Raw genomic sequence first — 16,801 nt, forward strand, 5'->3', positions numbered from 1 at the left:
CCCCCGCTCCTCAAACGCCGGAGGGGCTGGATAGTCAGCCCGTCCGGCGTTTGAGGACGAGGCCGTTCAGGCCGAAGCGGGGGTCTGGGGGCGGCAGCCCCCAGAAGGGATGGGACGGGTAGGGGCGGCGGGGGCGAGGGAAAAACCTACGCCGACGCCCGCTCCACCACCCGCGCCCGCAGCTCCGCCCTCTCCATCACACCCCGCAACTCCCGCTCCACCACCGGCAACACCTCCCCCACCGTCACATCCCGCCCCAACTCGTTCGCGAGCGAAGTAACCCCCGCATCCCGAATCCCGCACGGAATGATCCGGTCGAACCACACGTTGTCCGGGTTCACGTTCAACGAGAACCCGTGCATCGTGACCCCCTTCGCCACCCGGATCCCGATCGCCGCCACCTTCCGGTCCTCCCGCCGCTGCCCGGCGTTGGACGGCGCGTACTCCGGCCCGTTCATCCGGGGATCGAACTCGTCGTCGTGCAACCGGGGATCCAGATCCAGCGAGAGCCCCCCGAGCGCGGACGCGGGCCGCTGCTCGACCGGGTCACCCAGCACCCACACCCCGCTGCGCCCCTCCACCCGCGACGTCTCGACCCCGAACTCCGCACAGACGCGGATCAGCGCCTCCTCCAGCCGCCGTACATGCGCCACGACGTCCACCGGACGCGGCAGCTTCTGGATGGGGTAGCCCACCAGCTGGCCGGGACCGTGCCAGGTGATCTTGCCGCCGCGGTCCACGTCGATGACCGGCGTGCCGTCGAGGGGCCGCTCGCTCGGGTCGGTGCGCCGCCCGGCCGTGTAGACCGGCTGGTGTTCGAGGAGCAGGCAGGTGTCGGGGATCTCGTCGGCGAAACGGGCCGCGTGCACCCTGCGCTGCTCGTCCCAGGCCGTCTGGTAATCGACGTGGTCGACTCCCTCGGCACCGAATCCCATGCGGACGAACCGCAACTCACCACTCACGGGGGTGCCTCCCTGGCTGTTCCGGCGGCGTACTCGGCGACTGCGTGTCAGGCACGTCATGCGCCCAAGCCACTGTACGTCCGCCCTGTGCCCGTCACTCCGGCGCCCAATTCTCACACGATCGGATGAATGTAAGTCGAAATGTGCTATCGGGTGCTTACGCTCCGCTACATTCGCGCCGTTCACGAGGCCAAAAGGGCTGCTCACCAGCGATCCGGGCACCCCAAAGGGGCCCGAAGGCAGGAGACCGCACCGCAGATGACGGACCGACCCGCGCAGCGCACTCCCAACCGCCAGCTCGCCGCGCTCATCGCAGAAGCGGGATTCTCCAACGCGGGTCTGGCCCGCCGGGTGGACCAGCTCGGTCTCGAACACGGCCTCGATCTCAGATACGACAAGACATCGGTGACCCGCTGGCTGCGCGGACAACAGCCCCGGGGCACCACCCCGGCCCTCATCGCCGAGGTGTTCACCCGACGCCTCGGACGACGCCTCACCGCCCAGGATCTCGGGCTCGACGCCTGCGCGCCCGTCTACGCGGGGCTGGAGTTCGCGGCCACCCCCGAGGAGGCCGTCGACATCGTCAGCGGGCTGTGGCGCAAGGACTCCGGCAGCCACGCCGAGCTGCGCAAGATCGCCTTCACCCCGGCCGGGCTCGTCGTGCCCAGCCGGGACTGGCTGATCGGACGCCCCGACGACCGCGTGGGACGCGGCGACCAGCCCGCCGCACGCGTGCCCGTACAGGGGCGCCCCGGCGTACCCCGGCAGCGCGGGCAGGCCGAGCGCGGCCCCGGGCAGAAGGTCACCGGCGGTGACATCGCCGCGCTCCGCTCGGTCGGCGAACTGTTCCGCACCCTCGACGACGCCTACGGAGGCGGTCACGCCCGGCAGGCTCTCGTCCGCTATCTGGAACACGAGACCGAGCCCATGCTGCGCGGCACCTACGGCGAGCAGACGGGCCGCCGGCTGTTCGCGGCGGCCTCCGACCTCACCCGGCTCGCGGGCTGGACGTCGTACGACATCGCCGCGCACGGGCTCGCCCAGCGCTACTTCGTCCAGGCGCTCAGGCTCGCGCAGGCGGCCGGCGACCGGGCGTACGGCTCGTACGTGCTGGCCACCATGAGCCGGCAGGCCGTCTACCTCGGGCACGGGCGCGAGGCCGTACAGCTCGCGCGGGTGGCCCAGCAGGGTGTCGGCACCACGGCGCCGCCCGTCGTGCAGTCGCTGCTGCACGCGTGCGAGGCGCGCGCCCACGGGGTGCTGGGCGAGGTCCGGGCCTGCACCGCCTCCCTCGTCCGGGCCGAACGGGCGCTCGAGGCGGCCCGGCCCGGTGACGAGGTCCCGCACTGGGCGCGGTTCTTCGACGAGGCGCAGCTCGCCGACGAGTTCGGGCACTGCCACCGCGATCTGCAGCAGTTCCGCGCCGCCGCCCAGCACGCGGAGCGCTCGCTCCAGCTGCGCGCCCCCGCCTTCGCCCGCAGCCGCCTCTTCTGCCGCGTCGTGCTCGCCTCGGCCCGGCTGGGCCTCGGCGAGCTCGACCAGGCCTGCCAGCTGGGCGCCGAGGCGGCCGGCGCGGCGACGGAAATGCGCTCGGTACGGGCGACCGAATACGTACGGGACTTCGAACGCCGACTGGAGCCCTACCGGGACGCGGCACCGGTCAGGGGGTACCGCGACAAGGTCGCCGCACTCGGCTGACCCGGGGCCGACCCCCGGGTCCCGCGCACCAGTTCGCTCACGCGGCCGCCGCTTCCTCCGCTTCCGGAGTCGCCTCCGTAGTGGCCTGCGTCTTCGCTGCTGTCGCCAGTGGCTCCGCCATGTGCATCGGGCCCGCGCCCAGGTCCGTCAGGATCGCGGACGCGGCCCGGTGCCCGGAGTACAGGGCGCCCTGGACGGTGCTGGTGTCCCGGTGGTCGCCGCACACGTACAGGCCCGCCAGCAGCCGTACCGGGCGGCGCAGATCGTGCGGCGGGCGCATCGACGGCACAGCCTCGGCGGTGTGGTGCACGGCGAGCGTCTCCCAGCGTGTGGTCGACATCCCGTACAGGCGTGACAGATGCGTGCGGACGGCCGTTTCCAGGTCCTGCGGCGGGGTGCCCAGCACCGTCGACGAGATCAGGGGGCGGCCGGCGGGGGAGCGGGACGGGTCCACCCGGCTGATCACCGCCGTGTGGGTGACCGGGCCCCCGCGATCCGCCTCCAGGAGCAGGGACGCGCCGGTCGCGGGCGCCTCGTCGGCCGTGTGGTGGACGACGGTCACCGGATGGAAGTCGGGCACGCGCAGGCCGGGCAGCAGACCGGCGGCGGCGCGGGCGTCGGTCGCCACCAGGACGGCCCGGCAGCGCAGTTCGCCGTGGTCGGCGGTGGTCACCAGGTTCGTGGCGATGGACGTGACCCGGACCCCGGTGTGCACCGTGCCGGGCGGCAACGCCCGCGCGAGCAGCTCCGGCAGCGTCTCCGCACCCCCCTCCGGCACGCACAGCCGGCCGCTCGCGAACGCCCGCAGCGCCAGATCCGCGCACCGGCTCGACGTGGTCAGCTCGGGATCGCAGAGCAGCGCGGCGAGCAACGGACGCAGAAAGCCCTCGATCGTACGGGCGGGCAGCCCGCGGCTCGCCAGGGCCTGGGCGGCCGGCAACTCGGGGCGGGCCAGCAGCCGGTGCACGGGGGCCCCGGCGAGCCGGGTGAGCGCGGCGCCGAGCCGGGCCTGGTCGACGGCGCCGCCGAACGCCCCGCCGAGCGGCGCGCCGGTACGTGCCATCGCCGACGCCACCGTCCTGGAGGACCTGACCGACCTGACCGACCTGGCCGGCCTCGGGGCGCTTGCCAGGGCGCGCACAGCACCGAGTGCGCCCCGTGCGCCCCCTCCGCCGAGCGAGGCGCCCGCCAGATGCCGTCGCCCGTCGCTGTGCACCAGGACACCCGGCGCGAAGGGACGCAGGACGAGTGCGTCGAGGCCCGGGGTCAGCCGGAGTTCGGGATACGCGGTGGACAGCAGCTGCCCGACCCGGTCGAGCCGGAAACCGTCGACCTTCTCGGTCGCCATCCGGCCGCCGACGTAAGGGGCGGCCTCCAGGACCGCGGTCGTTACTCCTGCGCTGGTCAGCCGATGGGCCGCCGCGAGGCCGGCGACCCCGGCCCCCACGATGACGACGTCCGCCTGGTACGCGGGCTCAAGCACGTGCCCTCCTCGTTCGCGACGACGCGGCCGGCCGGGACACCGTTGCCCCAACAGGCGTACGGGATAAGCGAGTTCGGTCGATCGGACCGCCTACCGAGAGTAGGGCGGCTCACGGCGGGGGGAAGTCGCGCATGAACAGGGCACGGTCGCACACCGGTCGCATACGGTCGCACCCTGTCATCGCGGGCGAGGGTCAGGGGGGCGGGCAAGGGGCGCGGAGGGGGTCAGGCGAGCGCCGCCCGGATCGCGTCGTCGATCTCCGGGTACGCGAACGTGAACCCGGACTCCAGCAGCCGCTTCGGCAGCACGCGCGCGCTGCCGAGCACGTCCCCGGACATCTCGCCCAGCACCGCCCGCAGCACGGGAGCGGGCACGGTGAACAGCGTCGGCCGGCGCAGCACCCGCCCCATCGCCGCCGTGATCTCCCGGTTGGTCAGCGGCCGAGGTGCCGTCAGGTTGAACGCCCCGGACAAGCCGTCGGTGTCGATGAGATGCCGGATCGCCGCCACCTCGTCGTGCAGCGCGATGAACGACCAGTACTGCGAACCGTCGCCCATCCGCCCGCCCAGGCCCGCCTTGAACAGCGGAAACAGCTTCCCCCAGGCCCCGCCCCCACGCGCCACCACCAGCCCGGTCCGCACGAACACCGTCCGAACGCCCGCGTCCCGGGCCGCGCTCGCGGCACCCTCCCACTCCACGCACACCGACGGCAGGAAACCGTCCCCCGCCGGGCTGTCCTCGTCCACGGGCCGCTCGCCGGTCTCCCCGTAGTAGCCCATCGCGCTGCCGTTCACGAAGACGCGCGGCGGCTCGTCCAGCGCGGCGACGGCCTCGGCGAGCGTCGCCGTGCCCAGGACCCGGCTGTCGCGGATCGTCCGCTTGTACGCGTCGGTCCAGCGCCGGTCACCGACCCCCGCCCCGGCCAGGTTCACCACCGCGTCGCAGCCCGCGAGCCCGGCGGCGTCGATCGTCCGGCGCCGGGGGTCCCAGCGGATCTCGTCCTTCGTCCGGGGCGCGTGCCGCACCAGGCGGGTCACCTCGTGTCCGTCGGCGGTCAGGGACCGCACCAGAGCCGTACCGATGAGACCGGACGCACCGGCCACCGCGATTCGCGAGCGTTCCATGCCCCCATCCTGCGCCACCCGCCCCGGGCCCGTTGTCGTACCCCCGTCCTAGAGTGATCCCCATGTCGCCCGAGCCGCAGCAACCGCGTCAGCCCCAGGACAGCCACGAAGGCCCCGCGGGCCAGGAGCATCCCACCGACTCCGAGCCGTACGTCCGCCGCGCCCTGCCCGAGGACGACGAGGCCCTGGGCAGACTCGACCGCGCCACCTGGTCCACCCTGCACGCCGTCTCGCCCCGGCCCAGACCGCCGTACGCGCCGTTCTTCCGCGAGCACTCCGGACCGGACGACCACCTGGTCGCGGCGACCGGGGACGGCCGGGTCGTCGGCTATGTCAGGCTCGCCCGGCCCACCGAACTCGCGTCGAACGCGCACGTCCTGCAGATCCAGGGTTTCGCCATCTCCGAGGATGCGCGTGGCAAGGGCGTCGGGCGCCTGCTGCTGAGGGCCGCCGTGGCCGAGGCCCGCCGCCGGGGCGCCCTGCGTCTCACCCTGCGCGTCCTCGGGCACAACACCCCGGCCCGCAAGCTGTACGAGTCGGAGGGCTTCGTCGTGGAGGGCATACAGCCCAGGGAGTTCCTGCTCGACGGGGAGTTCGTCGACGACGTACTCATGGGCCTGCCGCTGTAACCGCGAAGCGGGCAACCGGCTTCCGGGCGCCCAGGCGGCTCCGCCTTTCAGGCCTCCGCCTTTCAGGCCTCCGGCTTTCAGGCTCCCGGCGTTCAGGACGTGACCAGGTCTCCCGTGTCCACCGCCGCCGTCGACGTCGCCGCGCGTTCGGCGTCGTCGGAGACCTCGTCCACCGTCAGGACGTAACCCGTCTCGTCGTCGGACGTGGAGCGGGCGAAGACCACGCCGAACACCTTGCCGTCGGTGGTCAGCAGCGGGCCACCGGAGTTGCCCGGGCGGACCGTGGAACGGATCGAGTAGATCTCGCGGGTCACCGTCTCGCTGTTGTAGATGTTCTGGCCCCTCGCCCGCACCTTGTCGGCGACCGTGGCGGCCTGCAGATTCAGGTCCCCGTCCTGCGGATAGCCCGCGACCACCGCCGAGTCGCCCCGCTTCGCGCTGTCGTCGAAGCGCAGGACGGGCGCGCGCATATCCGGCACGTACAGCACGGCCACGTCCTTCTCGGGGTCGAAGAGCACCACCGTCGCCTCGTGCGGCGTCCCCACGCCCCCGACCCGGACGGTCGGCTCGTCGATGCCCGCCACCACATGCGCGTTGGTCATCACATGGCGGGGCGCGTACACGAAACCGCTGCCCTCGCGGCCCTGGGTGCCCGCCACACCCTCGATCTTGACCGTGCTCAGCTTGGCCGCGTTCGTCGCGCTCGGCGTGACACTGTCACCGCTGGGCTTGGCGACACTCGTCGCCGGTTCGTTCTCGAACGGGTTGAAGACCTGCGGAAAGCCCGCCTGGGTGAGCGCGGACGTGGCCCGCGAGAACCAGGTCGGCGTGGTGTCCGGCATCGCGTCCTGCACCGCGCCCAGCAGCGCCGAGTCCCGGATCGCCGTCGTGACCACCGGCGAGGAGGAGGCACCGAGGACGCTCGCGGCCACCCACGACACCAACAGCACGGCGACCGCGTTCGCCACGGCCCCGCCGACACCGTCGGCCACCCGCAGCGGCCCCCGGTCCAGCTCGCGGCGCAGCCGCAGCGCGAACCTGCCCATCAGCTCATGGCCCACCACGGCCGGCACCAGCACCGTGAGCACGGCGGTCACCGTCGCGGCGGGCGTCCCCGCCTCCACCAGCTCCATGATCCACGGCAGTACCCACACCCCGACGACCGCACCGCCCACGAACCCCGCCAGGGAGACACAGCCCGCGACCAGGCCACGCCGGTACCCCGACGCCGCGTAGCCGATGATCACCAGCACCAGCAGGACGTCGAGCAGGTCCACTCCGGCCGCCTTTCTTCTGGACCCTTGGTCTGCCCCATAGGTCCCCCGTACATGCGGTTACAAGCGGTAGTACGCGCGGGACGGGCCCGGTGATCAGCCGACGGCCATCAGCCGCCAATCAGTCCCACGCGCGCATCAGGTGCCTCGACTGCTGAAAACGCCCCGGACCGGAACATTGGTTCCACCAAGTGGCACACCACACATCGCGGGCGGAACGGAACCGCACCACAGTGGGGCCCATGGGGTCAATGGGTGACTCGCGTCTCCACCGCGTGCCGCGCGCCGCCCGCGTGGTGCTCGCCTGCCTGCCCGCGATCGCCGCCGCCCTAGGACTGGTCGCGTGCACGGCCGGCGTCGACCGTACGCCCGCGCGCCGCGCCCACCCCGCCACGAGCCGGCCCGCTCCCGCCCACTCCGCCGCCAAGCCGCGCATCGTGCCCCGAACCGCCTGGATCGGGGACGCCGAACGCGGCCAGCCGCCACCCCGCTACGACGACCGGGTCATCGCCGTGTTCATCCACCACACCGACTCGCCCAACGGCTACGACTGCGCCGACGCGCCCCGCATCATCCGCTACCTGTACGTCGGCCAGGTCGACTCCCGCGACTGGGACGACCTCGGCTACAACTTCGTCGTCGACCGCTGCGGCACCGTCTACGAAGGCCGCGCGGGCGGTGTGGACCGCCCCGTCACCGGCGCCCACACCCAGGGCTTCAACCATCGCACCGCCGGGATCGCCGCCCTCGGCACCTTCACCGCGGGCGTGCCCGTACCGAAGGCCATGACGGACGCGATCGCCGCGCTCACCGCGTGGAAACTCGGCCTCTCCGGCCTCGACCCGCGCGGCACCGCCCGCCTGGTCTCCAGCAACTCCCTCAGCCGCTTCGCGTCCGGCACCACCGTCACCCTGCCCGCCCTGGCGGGCCACAACGCCGGCTACATGACGAGCTGCCCCGGCGCCGCCCTCACGGCCCGCCTCCCGGAGATGAGACAGACAGCGGCCCACCTCCAGGGCCGGCACTGAGCCGGGACGAGGACCGCCCACTCCCTCACAGCCACGCCACAGCGCACACAACGCGAAGACCCAAATCCCCGCCCTACCTTCTGCATCAGCGACCGAACCAGAACCGACCGGAGGTAAGGCCCATGAGCGGCAGCAGCATTCGTACGATCCCGAGCAGGCCGTGGACCGTGCTGTGCGCGGTGGCGACGATCGTCCTGGGCCCGGCGGCGGTAACGGCGTCCGCCCTTGACCAGGCCAACGCGGCCCCCCTGCGCCACCACCATCACCATGCGATACGGGCCGACCAGACCCAGCAGGCCTACATCCCCTCGGACCAGACCCGCCGCCGCACGGCAGCCTGAGAACGGCGTCCCGCAACGGGTTGACGTCCTCTCAGGCGCCCTTGAACCGCTGCCACAGCTTGGGAAAGCGGTCGGCCAGCGCCCCCTCGTCCGCCAGGTCGAGCGGCGTCCCCTCGGGCTCCGCGGGCGCGGGCGGAATCCCCAGATCCGGGGCGGGGGTGCCGGTGAGCTGCTCGTACGCCTCGTCGGCCGCGTAGCCGAGCTCCTCGCCGTCCCCGTCGATCTCCGGGTCGAAGTCGTCCAGGAGATCGGCGAGCGAGTCGGGGTCGCCGTGCAGGGCACCCTCGAAGACCTCGCGGCCCTGGCCGATCAGCCAGCACCGGAAGAAGTCGAAACCGTCGTCGTCCGTGCCGTCGAGCAGCACCCGGGCGGCGCCCCAGAGATCCCAGCGGTAGGCACGGTTGTAGCGAGCCTCGAAATGCCGGCCGAAGTCGAGGACCGAGTCCGGGTCGAGCTGGAGCAACTGCTCGACCAGCAGATCGGCCTGGTCCTCGGGGTCACCCTCGGCGGCCTCGCGGGTCGCGTCCACGAGCTTCCAGAAGTCCGTCTCGTCCATCACGGGTCCAGCATCGGGCCTGGAAGGGAGAGATGCACGCGGAGCTACGCGGAATTTGAATCCTCCCCTCCCTGAAGGGGAAGGGGATTTCTGGCTCAGGCTGCCTCCTGGAGCAGCGCTCCAGGAGGTCTTCTGCCATCGGTACCAGCCGGGTTGAGACCAGTCCGGACGAGCATCACGTGTGCGGAGTTCTTGTCCCGTGGGGACATGTTTCCGCATGCGGTGCAGGTGTAGGTGCGCTCACCCAGCGGCAGGCGGTGCTTGGCTCTCGCATCGCAGTTGGCGCAGTCCATCGTGGTGTGCGCGGGGTGGACGAGGCGGATGTCCCGCCCGTGTTTGCGGCCCATCTCGATCAACGCGGCCTTGGTGGCGCCGATGGCGGCGTCAGCAGCCTTGCGGGCCATGGTGCTCTTGGCCAGGAACTTCGGACGGAAGTCCTCGACGGCGATGGCGTCGTGGTCGCGGACCGCCTGCTTGGCCCACTTGCGGCCGGTGTCCTCACGTTGTCTGGCGACCTTCTTGTGCGCCTTCGCCCGCAGGTGCTTCGCCTCGCGGTAGCCCTTCGATCCGGGGCGGCGCGTCGGACGTGGTCGTCGCGGTCTCCCTCACACCCCGGTCGACACCGAGCACACGACCGGTCTTCGGCAGCGGCTGGACCTCGGCCGGGACGACGAACGAGGCATACCAATGTCCGAGACTGTCCTGGTAGACACGCACCGAGGACGGCTCCGCCGGCAGTTCCCGCGACCACACCACCGCCACGACGATGCCACCCGCCAGGTGCAGCCGGCCGTCCTTGAGCCGGAATCCGCGCCGGGTGTAGTTGAGGGTCGCCGACGCCTTGTGCTTCGTCTTGTACGTGGGCATCTTTGATGTCCTTGTGCGCCTTGGCGCGGGAGCGGCCGAAGTCACGGATGACCTGCTGCTGGGGAACGGACGACCCCTCACGCAGCCACGGCGTACGGGCGCGGGCCTCGGTCAGCATCCTGTCGAGCTGAGCCGGACCGCACGGCATCGGTCCCACTCCGCCGTCAGGGCGCTGCGGGCAGTGGACGACAGGCGCAGCCGGTAGGTGTAGCGGGCGTGCCCGGCCTCCGCAGTCGCCTTCACTTGCGCCATCTCGCCCCCTCACGTTCCCCGGCCGGGACACCGTGCCGTCCCGAACCCTGCGAAGGACCATACGTACGACAGCCGCACAAACGCCCCCTGATCCCACAATCGTCAACCCGACCAGCGATCACGGGCACGTATGTTCGCATCGCCTCGATGAGGAGCCGACAGCGGTACAGGCGCGCCGCACCCTGAACCGGATTCGGCGACGCTCCGCATCGCGACACCCGGATGCGATTCCTCCCCGGCGTGAACGCCGGGCCCACTCGCAGGAAAGCAGGGGAGAGCAAGCGATGGGGTACAGGCCCGCCGGACTCGCGAGCTCGCGCCTCGCGTGAACTACGCGGCTGGTGGCGGTGAGTGTGGAGGGGAGTACAGAGCCCCAAGCCGCTGCGCGTCCCGCGCGAACCGTGCCCGTAGTTCGGCCGGCGCAAGCACCTCCGCCTCCGGGCCGAGCGTCGCCAACTGCGTATGGGCGACCTCCTCCGACTCCACGGCGAGCGTCACGGTGACCCGGCCCTGCTCGTCGGGCTCGCCGCCGGCCGACAGCGCGTCCCGGGCGGACACCGGATCGACGACGTACAGTCTGCGTACCCCCTCCGCCGAGAGTTGTACGACGACCTCGGCGTGCAGGATCGACCGGGCGAAATGCTCCGCCCGCTCCTCCCAGAACGCAGGCAGGTCGAAGCCGGGGTCGCGGGTGAAGCGTTCCTGGGAGCCCGAGCCGGACCCGCAGACCTGGACGGAGGTGAAGCGGTCGACGCGGTAGACCCGGAAGGGCCCGGGAAGTCCGGGGACGGTGCTCTCCGAGTGAGCGTCGTGCCAAGTGACACGGGCGCACAAATACCAGACGCCCGCCTTGAGGATCAGCCCGTACGGCTCCAACATGCGCTCCACGTCGGTCTCGCCGGAGCCGCGCCGGTATCGGGCCAGGATCGGACGGTCGTCCCACACCGCGTCCGCGACGGTGGGCAGCGACTCGGGGACGGTGGGCTCGCTGAACCAGGCGGGCGCGTCCAGGTGGAACCGTTGGGCGGCTGTCCGGGGGGCGTCGCGGAGGGAGGGCAGGAGGGCGGCGGACACCTTGAGGCGGGCCGCGGAGGCGGTGTCCTCCAGTCCCATCTCGCGCAGGGCGCCGGGCACTCCGCTCAGGAACAGCGCCTCGGCCTCACCGCGGGCCAGTCCGGTGAGGCGGGTGCGATACCCGCCGATCAGCCGGTATCCGCCGGCCCGCCCCCGGTCGGCGTACACGGGTACGCCTGCCTCGGAGAGGGCTTGCGCGTCGCGGGTGACGGTGCGCTCGGAGACCTCCAGTTCGCGGGCGAGTTCGGCGGCGGTCATGGAGGAGCGGGCCTGAAGCAGCAGCACCATTTTGATGAGACGGGCAGCACGCATGGGGCGATTCTCGCCCCCGCCGCCCCTACCCGTCCCATCCCTGGGGGCTGCGCCCCCAGACCCCCCTTTCGCGCTGAACGCGCTCGTCCTCAAACGCCGGACGGGCTGGAGGTGCCGTGCCATGGCAGTCGCCGGACACGCTCGCGTAGTTCGAGGGTGCCCGGCAAACGGACTGGAAACGGGCGGGTGGGTGGGCGACCCCCCCTACAACCCGTACCGCTCCCGCGCCTCCTTCACCGCCGCAGCCCGCACCTCTCCCCGCCGGGCCAACTGCGCCAACCCCGCCACCACGATCGACTCCGCGTCCACCCCGAAGTACCGCCGCGCGGCATCCCGCGTGTCCGACAGGCCGAACCCGTCCGCGCCCAGCGACGAGTAGTCCTGCTCGACCCACTGCGCGATCTGGTCCGGCACCTGACGCATGTAGTCGGACACCGCCAGCACCGGCCCCTCGGCCCCCTGCAGCGCCTGCCGGACGTACGGCACCCGCTCCTCGCCCCGCAGCAGCGCCGCGTCGGCGTCCAGGGCGTCACGGCGCAGCTCGGTCCAGGACGTCGCGGACCACACGTCCGCCGCCACGCCCCACTCCTCGGCGAGCAGCCGCTGCGCCTTCAGGGCCCAGTGGATCGCCGTACCGGAGCCGAGCAGCTGGATGCGCGGCGCGTTCGCGGCCGGGGACAGGCCAGCCGACTCCGCCGTGTTGAAGCGGTACAGCCCCTTGACGATGCCCTCGTCGAGCCCGGGGGCCGCCGGCTTCGCCGGCTGCGGGATGGGCTCGTTGTAGACGGTCAGGTAGTAGAAGACGTTCGGGTCCTCGCCGGGCGCCGCCTCGCCGTACATGCGGCGCAGACCGTCACGGACGATCACCGCCACCTCGTACGCGAAGGCCGGGTCGTACGACAGTGCGGCCGGGTTCGTCGCGGCGATCACCGGGGAGTGGCCGTCCGCGTGCTGGAGGCCCTCGCCCGTCAGCGTCGTACGGCCGGCCGTGGCGCCGACCAGGAAGCCGCGGCCGAGCTGGTCGCCGAGCTGCCACATCTGGTCGGCCGTGCGCTGCCAGCCGAACATGGAGTAGAAGATGTAGAACGGGATCATCGGCTCGCCGTGCGTCGAGTACGACGTGGACGCGGCGATGAAGTCCGCCATGGAACCGGCCTCGGTGATCCCCTCGTTGAGGATCTGGCCGTCCTTGGCCTCCTTGTAGTACATCAGCTGGTCACGGTCGACCGGCTCGTACGTCTGGCCCTTGGGGGAGTAGATCCCGAGGGACGGGAACAGCGACTCCATACCGAAGGTGCGGGCCTCGTCGGGCACGATCGGCACCCAGCGGCGGCCGGTCTCCTTGTCGCGGACCAGGTCCTTGACCAGTCGTACGAACGCCATCGTGGTGGCGATGTTCTGCGAGCCGGAGCCCTTGTCGAACGACGTGAACGCCTTCTCCGCCGGGGCGGGGAGAGCGGGCAGCGGCTGCGTACGGCGGGCCGGAGCCGGGCCGCCGAGTGCCGCGCGGCGCTCCTGGAGGTAGCGGACCTCGGGGGAGTCGACGCCCGGGTGGCCGTAGGGGACGACCCCGTCGACGAAGTCACTGTCCTTGATGGGGAGTTCGAGCAGATCACGCATCTGCTTGAACTCGTCCACCGTCAGCTTCTTCATCTGGTGGTTGGCGTTCTTCGACGCGAAGCCCTCGCCCAGGGTGAAGCCCTTGACCGTCTGGGCCAGGATGACCGTCGGCGCGCCCTTGTGGGCGAGCGCCGCCTTGTAGGCCGCGTACACCTTGCGGGACTCGTGGCCGCCGCGCGAGCGGTGGAAGCACTCGAGGATCTTGTCGTCGCTCAGCAGCTTCGCCATCTCGACGAGCGCCGGGTCCTTGCCGAAGAAGTCGGCGCGGATGTAGGCGGCGTCGCGCGTCTGGTACGTCTGCACCTGGGCGTCCGGTACCTCGCGCAGCCGGCGTACGAGCGCGCCCGTGGTGTCGAGCTGGAACAGCTCGTCCCAGGCCGTGCCCCAGAGGGTCTTGACGACGTTCCAGCCCGCGCCGCGGAACTGGGCCTCCAGTTCCTGCACGATCTTGAAGTTCGCGCGCACCGGGCCGTCGAGGCGCTGCAGGTTGCAGTTGATGACGAAGGTGAGGTTGTCGAGACCTTCTCGCGACGCCAGCGCGAGTGCGGCCGTCGACTCCGGCTCGTCCATCTCGCCGTCACCGAGGAACGCCCACACGTGGGACGCGGAGACGTCCTTGATGTTGCGGTTGGTGAGATAGCGGTTGAAGCGTGCCTGGTAGATCGCCGACAGCGGGCCGAGGCCCATCGACACCGTCGGGAACTCCCACAGCCAGGGCAGCCGGCGCGGGTGCGGGTACGACGGGATGCCGTTGCCGCCCGACTCGCGGCGGAAATTGTCGAGGTGGCCCTCGTTCAGCCGGCCGTCGAGGAAGGCGCGGGCGTAGATACCGGGGGATGCGTGCCCCTGGATGTACAGCTGGTCACCGGAACCGGGGGAGTCCGCGGACTCCTTGCCCTGGAAGAAGTGGTTGAAGCCGGTCTCGTACAGCCAGGCGGCCGAGGCGAAGGTGGCGATGTGGCCGCCCACCCCGTGTTTGCTGCCGCGGGTCACCATGGCCGCCGCGTTCCAGCGGTTCCAGGCGGCGATCCGCTGCTCCATCGCCTCGTCGCCGTCCACGATGGGCTCGGCGGAGGTCGGGATGGTGTTGACGTAGTCCGTCTCCAGGAGCTTGGGCAGCGCGATGCCGTTGCCCTCGGCGCGCTCCAGTGTGCGGCGCATCAGATACGCGGCACGGTGCGGCCCGGCCGCCTTGGTGACCGCGTCCAGCGAGGCCTGCCATTCGGCGGTCTCCTCGGGGTCGCGGTCGGGGAGCTGGTCGAGCTCGCTCGGCTGGATGGCCTTGGGGTCGGTCATGTCGCCGCCTTCCTCAGTCGAAGGGGTTTCCCTCATCGGTAAGGGTTCGGGGGTGCCCTTGGTCTTTGGCAGGACAGGGCTGTGGGTCCTTGTAGGGATCCGCTGGCGACTCTAACTCGCTGATCGATGATCGATCAAAGGGTTCAGTGGCAAAACCTCTTGATCTCGAGAAAGTAGGCACGGGGTGCCTTGTGGGTGGGCACGGGGTGCCGCGACCGCTCGCCGTTTCCGCAGGTGAGCGTGTTTGGGCGGCTGCCTCAGGGGCGCGGCGCGCACCCCAGCACATGCGCCTTCACCAGCTCGGCGATACGGGGATCCCGGCGCCGGAACGCGGCGACCAGCTCCTCGTGCTCCTCCGCGTACGACTGCTGGACCGTGCCGAGCCAGCGGATCGACAGGGCCGTGAACACCTCGATGCCCAGCCCCTCCCAGGTGTGCAGCAGCACCGAGTTCCCGGCCGCGCGCACCATCTCGCGGTGGAATCCCACCGTGTGCCGGACCTGGCCGGTGCCGTCGGAGGCGCGGTCCGCCTCGTACAGGGCGGCGACATGCGGTTCGAGGGCCGAGCAGTCGTCGGCCAGCTTCGCCGCCGCCAGCTCCGCCGCGATTGCCTCGAGACCGGCCCGGACGGGGTAGCTCTCCTCCAGGTCGGCGGCGGTCAGATTCCGTACGCGTACGCCCTTGTTGGGGGCCGACTCGATCAGCCGCAGCGACTCCAGCTCGCGCAGCGCCTCCCGTACGGGGGTCTGGCTGACCTCCAGCTCGGTCGCGATCCGGCGCTCCACGATCCGCTCGCCCGGCTTCCAGCGCCCGCTGACGATCCCCTCCACGATGTGCTCGCGGATCTGCTCGCGCAGCGAGTGGACGACGGGCGCGGTCATGAGGGCTCCTTGAGGGAGGGGCGCTGCCCCTGGGGCGTTGCTTTGACCTATAGACAATACGGCCGCGTACCTGCCCAGGGGCCTTCCGGGTAGGAGAGCGGACGCACGTGAGACGAGCGTTACAGACCGGACCGGACGCGCGCCACAGCACATGCCCCTTGCCCGCACAGGGACAACGACGGTGCCCCGCCCGGAGGAATCCGGACGGGGCACCGTCGCACACGTACATCCCAGACGGCTGGTTACAGGCCGAGCTCGACCTCGAACTCGCCCGCCTCCAGGATCGCCTTGACGGCCGTCAGGTAACGGGCCGCGTCGGCGCCGTCGACCAGCCGGTGGTCGTAGGACAGGGTCAGGTACGTCATGTCGCGTACGCCGATGACCGTGCCCTCCTCCGTCTCGATGACCGCCGGGCGCTTGACCGTCGCGCCGATGCCCAGGATCGCGACCTGGTTCGGCGGCACGATGATCGTGTCGAAGAGCGCGCCGCGCGAGCCGGTGTTGGAGATGGTGAAGGTCGCGCCGGACAGCTCGTCCGGGGTGATCTTGTTGGCCCGGACCTTGCCCGCGAGCTCGGCGGTGGCCTTGGCGATCCCGGCGATGTTGAGGTCGCCCGCGTGCTTGATGACCGGGGTCATCAGGCCCTTCTCGGAGTCCACCGCGATACCGACGTTCTCGGTGTCGAAGTAGGTGATCGTGCCCTCTTCGACGTTGATCCGGGCGTTGACGGCCGGGTGGGCCTTCAGCGCCTGGGCCGCCGCCTTCACGAAGAACGGCATCGGGGAGAGCTTGACGCCCTCACGGGCCGCGAAGGAGTCCTTCGCCTGCGCGCGGAGCTTCATCAGGCGCGTGATGTCGACCTCGACGACCGAGGACAGCTGCGCCTGCTCGTGCAGCGCCTTGACCATGTTGTCGCCGATGACCTTGCGGATGCGGGGCATCTTGATGGTCTGGCCGCGGAGGGGAGAGGCCTCCAGCGTCGGCGCCTTCTTGGCGGCCGGGGCGGCGGCAGCGGCGGCGGGCGCCGGAGCGGCCGCGGCGGCCTTCGCTGCCTCGGCGGCGGCGAGGACGTCCTGCTTGCGGATACGGCCACCGACGCCGGTGCCCTTGACGGAGCCCAGGTCGACGCCGTTCTCGGCGGCGAGCTTGCGCACCAGGGGGGTGACGTAGGCGCCGTCGTCACCGGAGGTGGCGGCAGGGCCCGCGGCAGTCACAGCAGCCACAGGGGCGGGCGCGACCGGCGCGGGCGCCGGGGGAGCGACGGGAGCCGCGGCCTGGACCGGAGCCGGAGCCGGCGCGGGGGCCGGAGCGGCCAGGCCGTAGCAGGGCGTCAACGCACTCGGCCGGAAGCCATGACGCGCGAAAGCCTTGGAGAATCGCTCTAGAGTTCGAGCAGAGATCGGC

At 71.5% G+C, this 16,801-nt stretch carries 13 protein-coding genes and 1 pseudogene; 4 read left to right on the top strand and 10 right to left on the bottom strand.

Annotated features, from left to right (window positions below):
* Positions 1 to 146 precede the first annotated feature (146 nt).
* The gene (gene lipB, locus ABZ855_RS47070; RefSeq protein WP_360819874.1) at positions 147 to 935 is read right to left on the bottom strand and encodes a lipoyl(octanoyl) transferase LipB; all 789 of its coding nucleotides are present in this window, start codon (positions 933 to 935) and stop codon (positions 147 to 149) included.
* A 285-nt stretch (positions 936 to 1,220) separates the two neighbouring features.
* Between lipB and ABZ855_RS47075 the strand changes: the two genes are divergently transcribed.
* Positions 1,221 to 2,660, top strand: a complete 1,440-nt coding sequence (locus ABZ855_RS47075; protein WP_360819845.1) for a regulator — start codon at positions 1,221 to 1,223, stop codon at positions 2,658 to 2,660.
* Positions 2,661 to 2,697: 37 nt separating this feature from the next.
* Here the strand turns inward: ABZ855_RS47075 and ABZ855_RS47080 are convergent, their stop codons facing one another.
* Together ABZ855_RS47080 and ABZ855_RS47085 are read right to left on the bottom strand one after the other, a co-directional pair.
* A complete protein-coding gene (locus ABZ855_RS47080; protein WP_360819848.1) occupies positions 2,698 to 4,143 on the bottom strand; it encodes an NAD(P)/FAD-dependent oxidoreductase in 1,446 nt (481 codons plus the stop codon).
* Positions 4,144 to 4,367: 224 nt separating this feature from the next.
* The gene (locus ABZ855_RS47085; protein ID WP_360819850.1) at positions 4,368 to 5,267 is read right to left on the bottom strand and encodes a TIGR01777 family oxidoreductase; all 900 of its coding nucleotides are present in this window, start codon (positions 5,265 to 5,267) and stop codon (positions 4,368 to 4,370) included.
* Between the two features lie 62 nt (positions 5,268 to 5,329).
* Here ABZ855_RS47085 and ABZ855_RS47090 point away from each other — a divergent pair, with 62 nt between their 5' ends.
* Positions 5,330 to 5,896 carry a GNAT family N-acetyltransferase gene (locus ABZ855_RS47090; RefSeq protein ID WP_360819853.1) on the top strand — a complete coding sequence of 189 codons (567 nt, stop codon included), beginning with the start codon at positions 5,330 to 5,332 and terminating at the stop codon, positions 5,894 to 5,896.
* Positions 5,897 to 5,988: 92 nt separating this feature from the next.
* Here ABZ855_RS47090 and ABZ855_RS47095 read toward each other — a convergent pair whose 3' ends face one another.
* Positions 5,989 to 7,173 carry a MarP family serine protease gene (locus tag ABZ855_RS47095; protein ID WP_360819856.1) on the bottom strand — a complete coding sequence of 395 codons (1,185 nt, stop codon included), beginning with the start codon at positions 7,171 to 7,173 and terminating at the stop codon, positions 5,989 to 5,991.
* A gap of 248 nt (positions 7,174 to 7,421) precedes the next feature.
* Between ABZ855_RS47095 and ABZ855_RS47100 the strand changes: the two genes are divergently transcribed.
* Both ABZ855_RS47100 and ABZ855_RS47105 read left to right on the top strand, forming a co-directional pair.
* Positions 7,422 to 8,198: a peptidoglycan recognition protein gene (locus ABZ855_RS47100; RefSeq protein ID WP_360819859.1), complete on the top strand. Its 777-nt coding sequence runs from the start codon at positions 7,422 to 7,424 to the stop codon at positions 8,196 to 8,198.
* A gap of 122 nt (positions 8,199 to 8,320) precedes the next feature.
* Positions 8,321 to 8,539, top strand: a complete 219-nt coding sequence (locus ABZ855_RS47105; RefSeq protein WP_360819861.1) for a hypothetical protein — start codon at positions 8,321 to 8,323, stop codon at positions 8,537 to 8,539.
* A gap of 31 nt (positions 8,540 to 8,570) precedes the next feature.
* Here the strand turns inward: ABZ855_RS47105 and ABZ855_RS47110 are convergent, their stop codons facing one another.
* The 6 genes and pseudogenes from ABZ855_RS47110 to sucB form a co-directional block, all read right to left on the bottom strand.
* Positions 8,571 to 9,095 carry a DUF4240 domain-containing protein gene (locus tag ABZ855_RS47110; protein ID WP_360819877.1) on the bottom strand — a complete coding sequence of 175 codons (525 nt, stop codon included), beginning with the start codon at positions 9,093 to 9,095 and terminating at the stop codon, positions 8,571 to 8,573.
* A 95-nt stretch (positions 9,096 to 9,190) separates the two neighbouring features.
* A pseudogene (locus ABZ855_RS47115) lies at positions 9,191 to 10,214 on the bottom strand (transposase).
* Positions 10,215 to 10,544: 330 nt separating this feature from the next.
* A complete protein-coding gene (locus ABZ855_RS47120) occupies positions 10,545 to 11,600 on the bottom strand; it encodes a WYL domain-containing protein (protein ID WP_360819864.1) in 1,056 nt (351 codons plus the stop codon).
* Between the two features lie 204 nt (positions 11,601 to 11,804).
* Positions 11,805 to 14,516, bottom strand: coding sequence for a pyruvate dehydrogenase (acetyl-transferring), homodimeric type (gene aceE, locus ABZ855_RS47125; protein WP_360819867.1), 2,712 nt, complete (start codon positions 14,514 to 14,516; stop codon positions 11,805 to 11,807).
* A gap of 257 nt (positions 14,517 to 14,773) precedes the next feature.
* Positions 14,774 to 15,397 (bottom strand): GntR family transcriptional regulator, encoded by a 624-nt coding sequence (locus ABZ855_RS47130; protein WP_053742795.1) that lies wholly within the window; start codon positions 15,395 to 15,397, stop codon positions 14,774 to 14,776.
* A gap of 242 nt (positions 15,398 to 15,639) precedes the next feature.
* Positions 15,640 to 16,801: 2-oxoglutarate dehydrogenase, E2 component, dihydrolipoamide succinyltransferase (gene sucB, locus ABZ855_RS47135; protein WP_360819871.1), on the bottom strand; the 1,162-nt coding region annotated here is incomplete at its 5' end.

This window comes from Streptomyces sp. NPDC047042 (genome assembly GCF_040644035.1).
Taxonomy (GTDB): Bacteria; Actinomycetota; Actinomycetes; order Streptomycetales; family Streptomycetaceae; genus Streptomyces.

Bases quoted from the DNA above. Each gene is read 5' to 3' on its own strand.
- ABZ855_RS47090 (WP_360819853.1), top strand. From the start codon at position 5,330: ATGTCGCCCGAGCCGCAGCAACCGCGTCAGCCCCAGGACAGCCACGAA.
- ABZ855_RS47120 (WP_360819864.1), bottom strand. From the start codon at position 11,600: ATGCGTGCTGCCCGTCTCATCAAAATGGTGCTGCTGCTTCAGGCCCGC.
- ABZ855_RS47110 (WP_360819877.1), bottom strand. From the start codon at position 9,095: ATGGACGAGACGGACTTCTGGAAGCTCGTGGACGCGACCCGCGAGGCC.
- aceE (WP_360819867.1), bottom strand. From the start codon at position 14,516: ATGACCGACCCCAAGGCCATCCAGCCGAGCGAGCTCGACCAGCTCCCC.
- ABZ855_RS47130 (WP_053742795.1), bottom strand. From the start codon at position 15,397: ATGACCGCGCCCGTCGTCCACTCGCTGCGCGAGCAGATCCGCGAGCAC.
- ABZ855_RS47105 (WP_360819861.1), top strand. From the start codon at position 8,321: ATGAGCGGCAGCAGCATTCGTACGATCCCGAGCAGGCCGTGGACCGTG.
- lipB (WP_360819874.1), bottom strand. From the start codon at position 935: ATGGGATTCGGTGCCGAGGGAGTCGACCACGTCGATTACCAGACGGCC.
- ABZ855_RS47075 (WP_360819845.1), top strand. From the start codon at position 1,221: ATGACGGACCGACCCGCGCAGCGCACTCCCAACCGCCAGCTCGCCGCG.
- ABZ855_RS47100 (WP_360819859.1), top strand. From the start codon at position 7,422: ATGGGTGACTCGCGTCTCCACCGCGTGCCGCGCGCCGCCCGCGTGGTG.
- ABZ855_RS47085 (WP_360819850.1), bottom strand. From the start codon at position 5,267: ATGGAACGCTCGCGAATCGCGGTGGCCGGTGCGTCCGGTCTCATCGGT.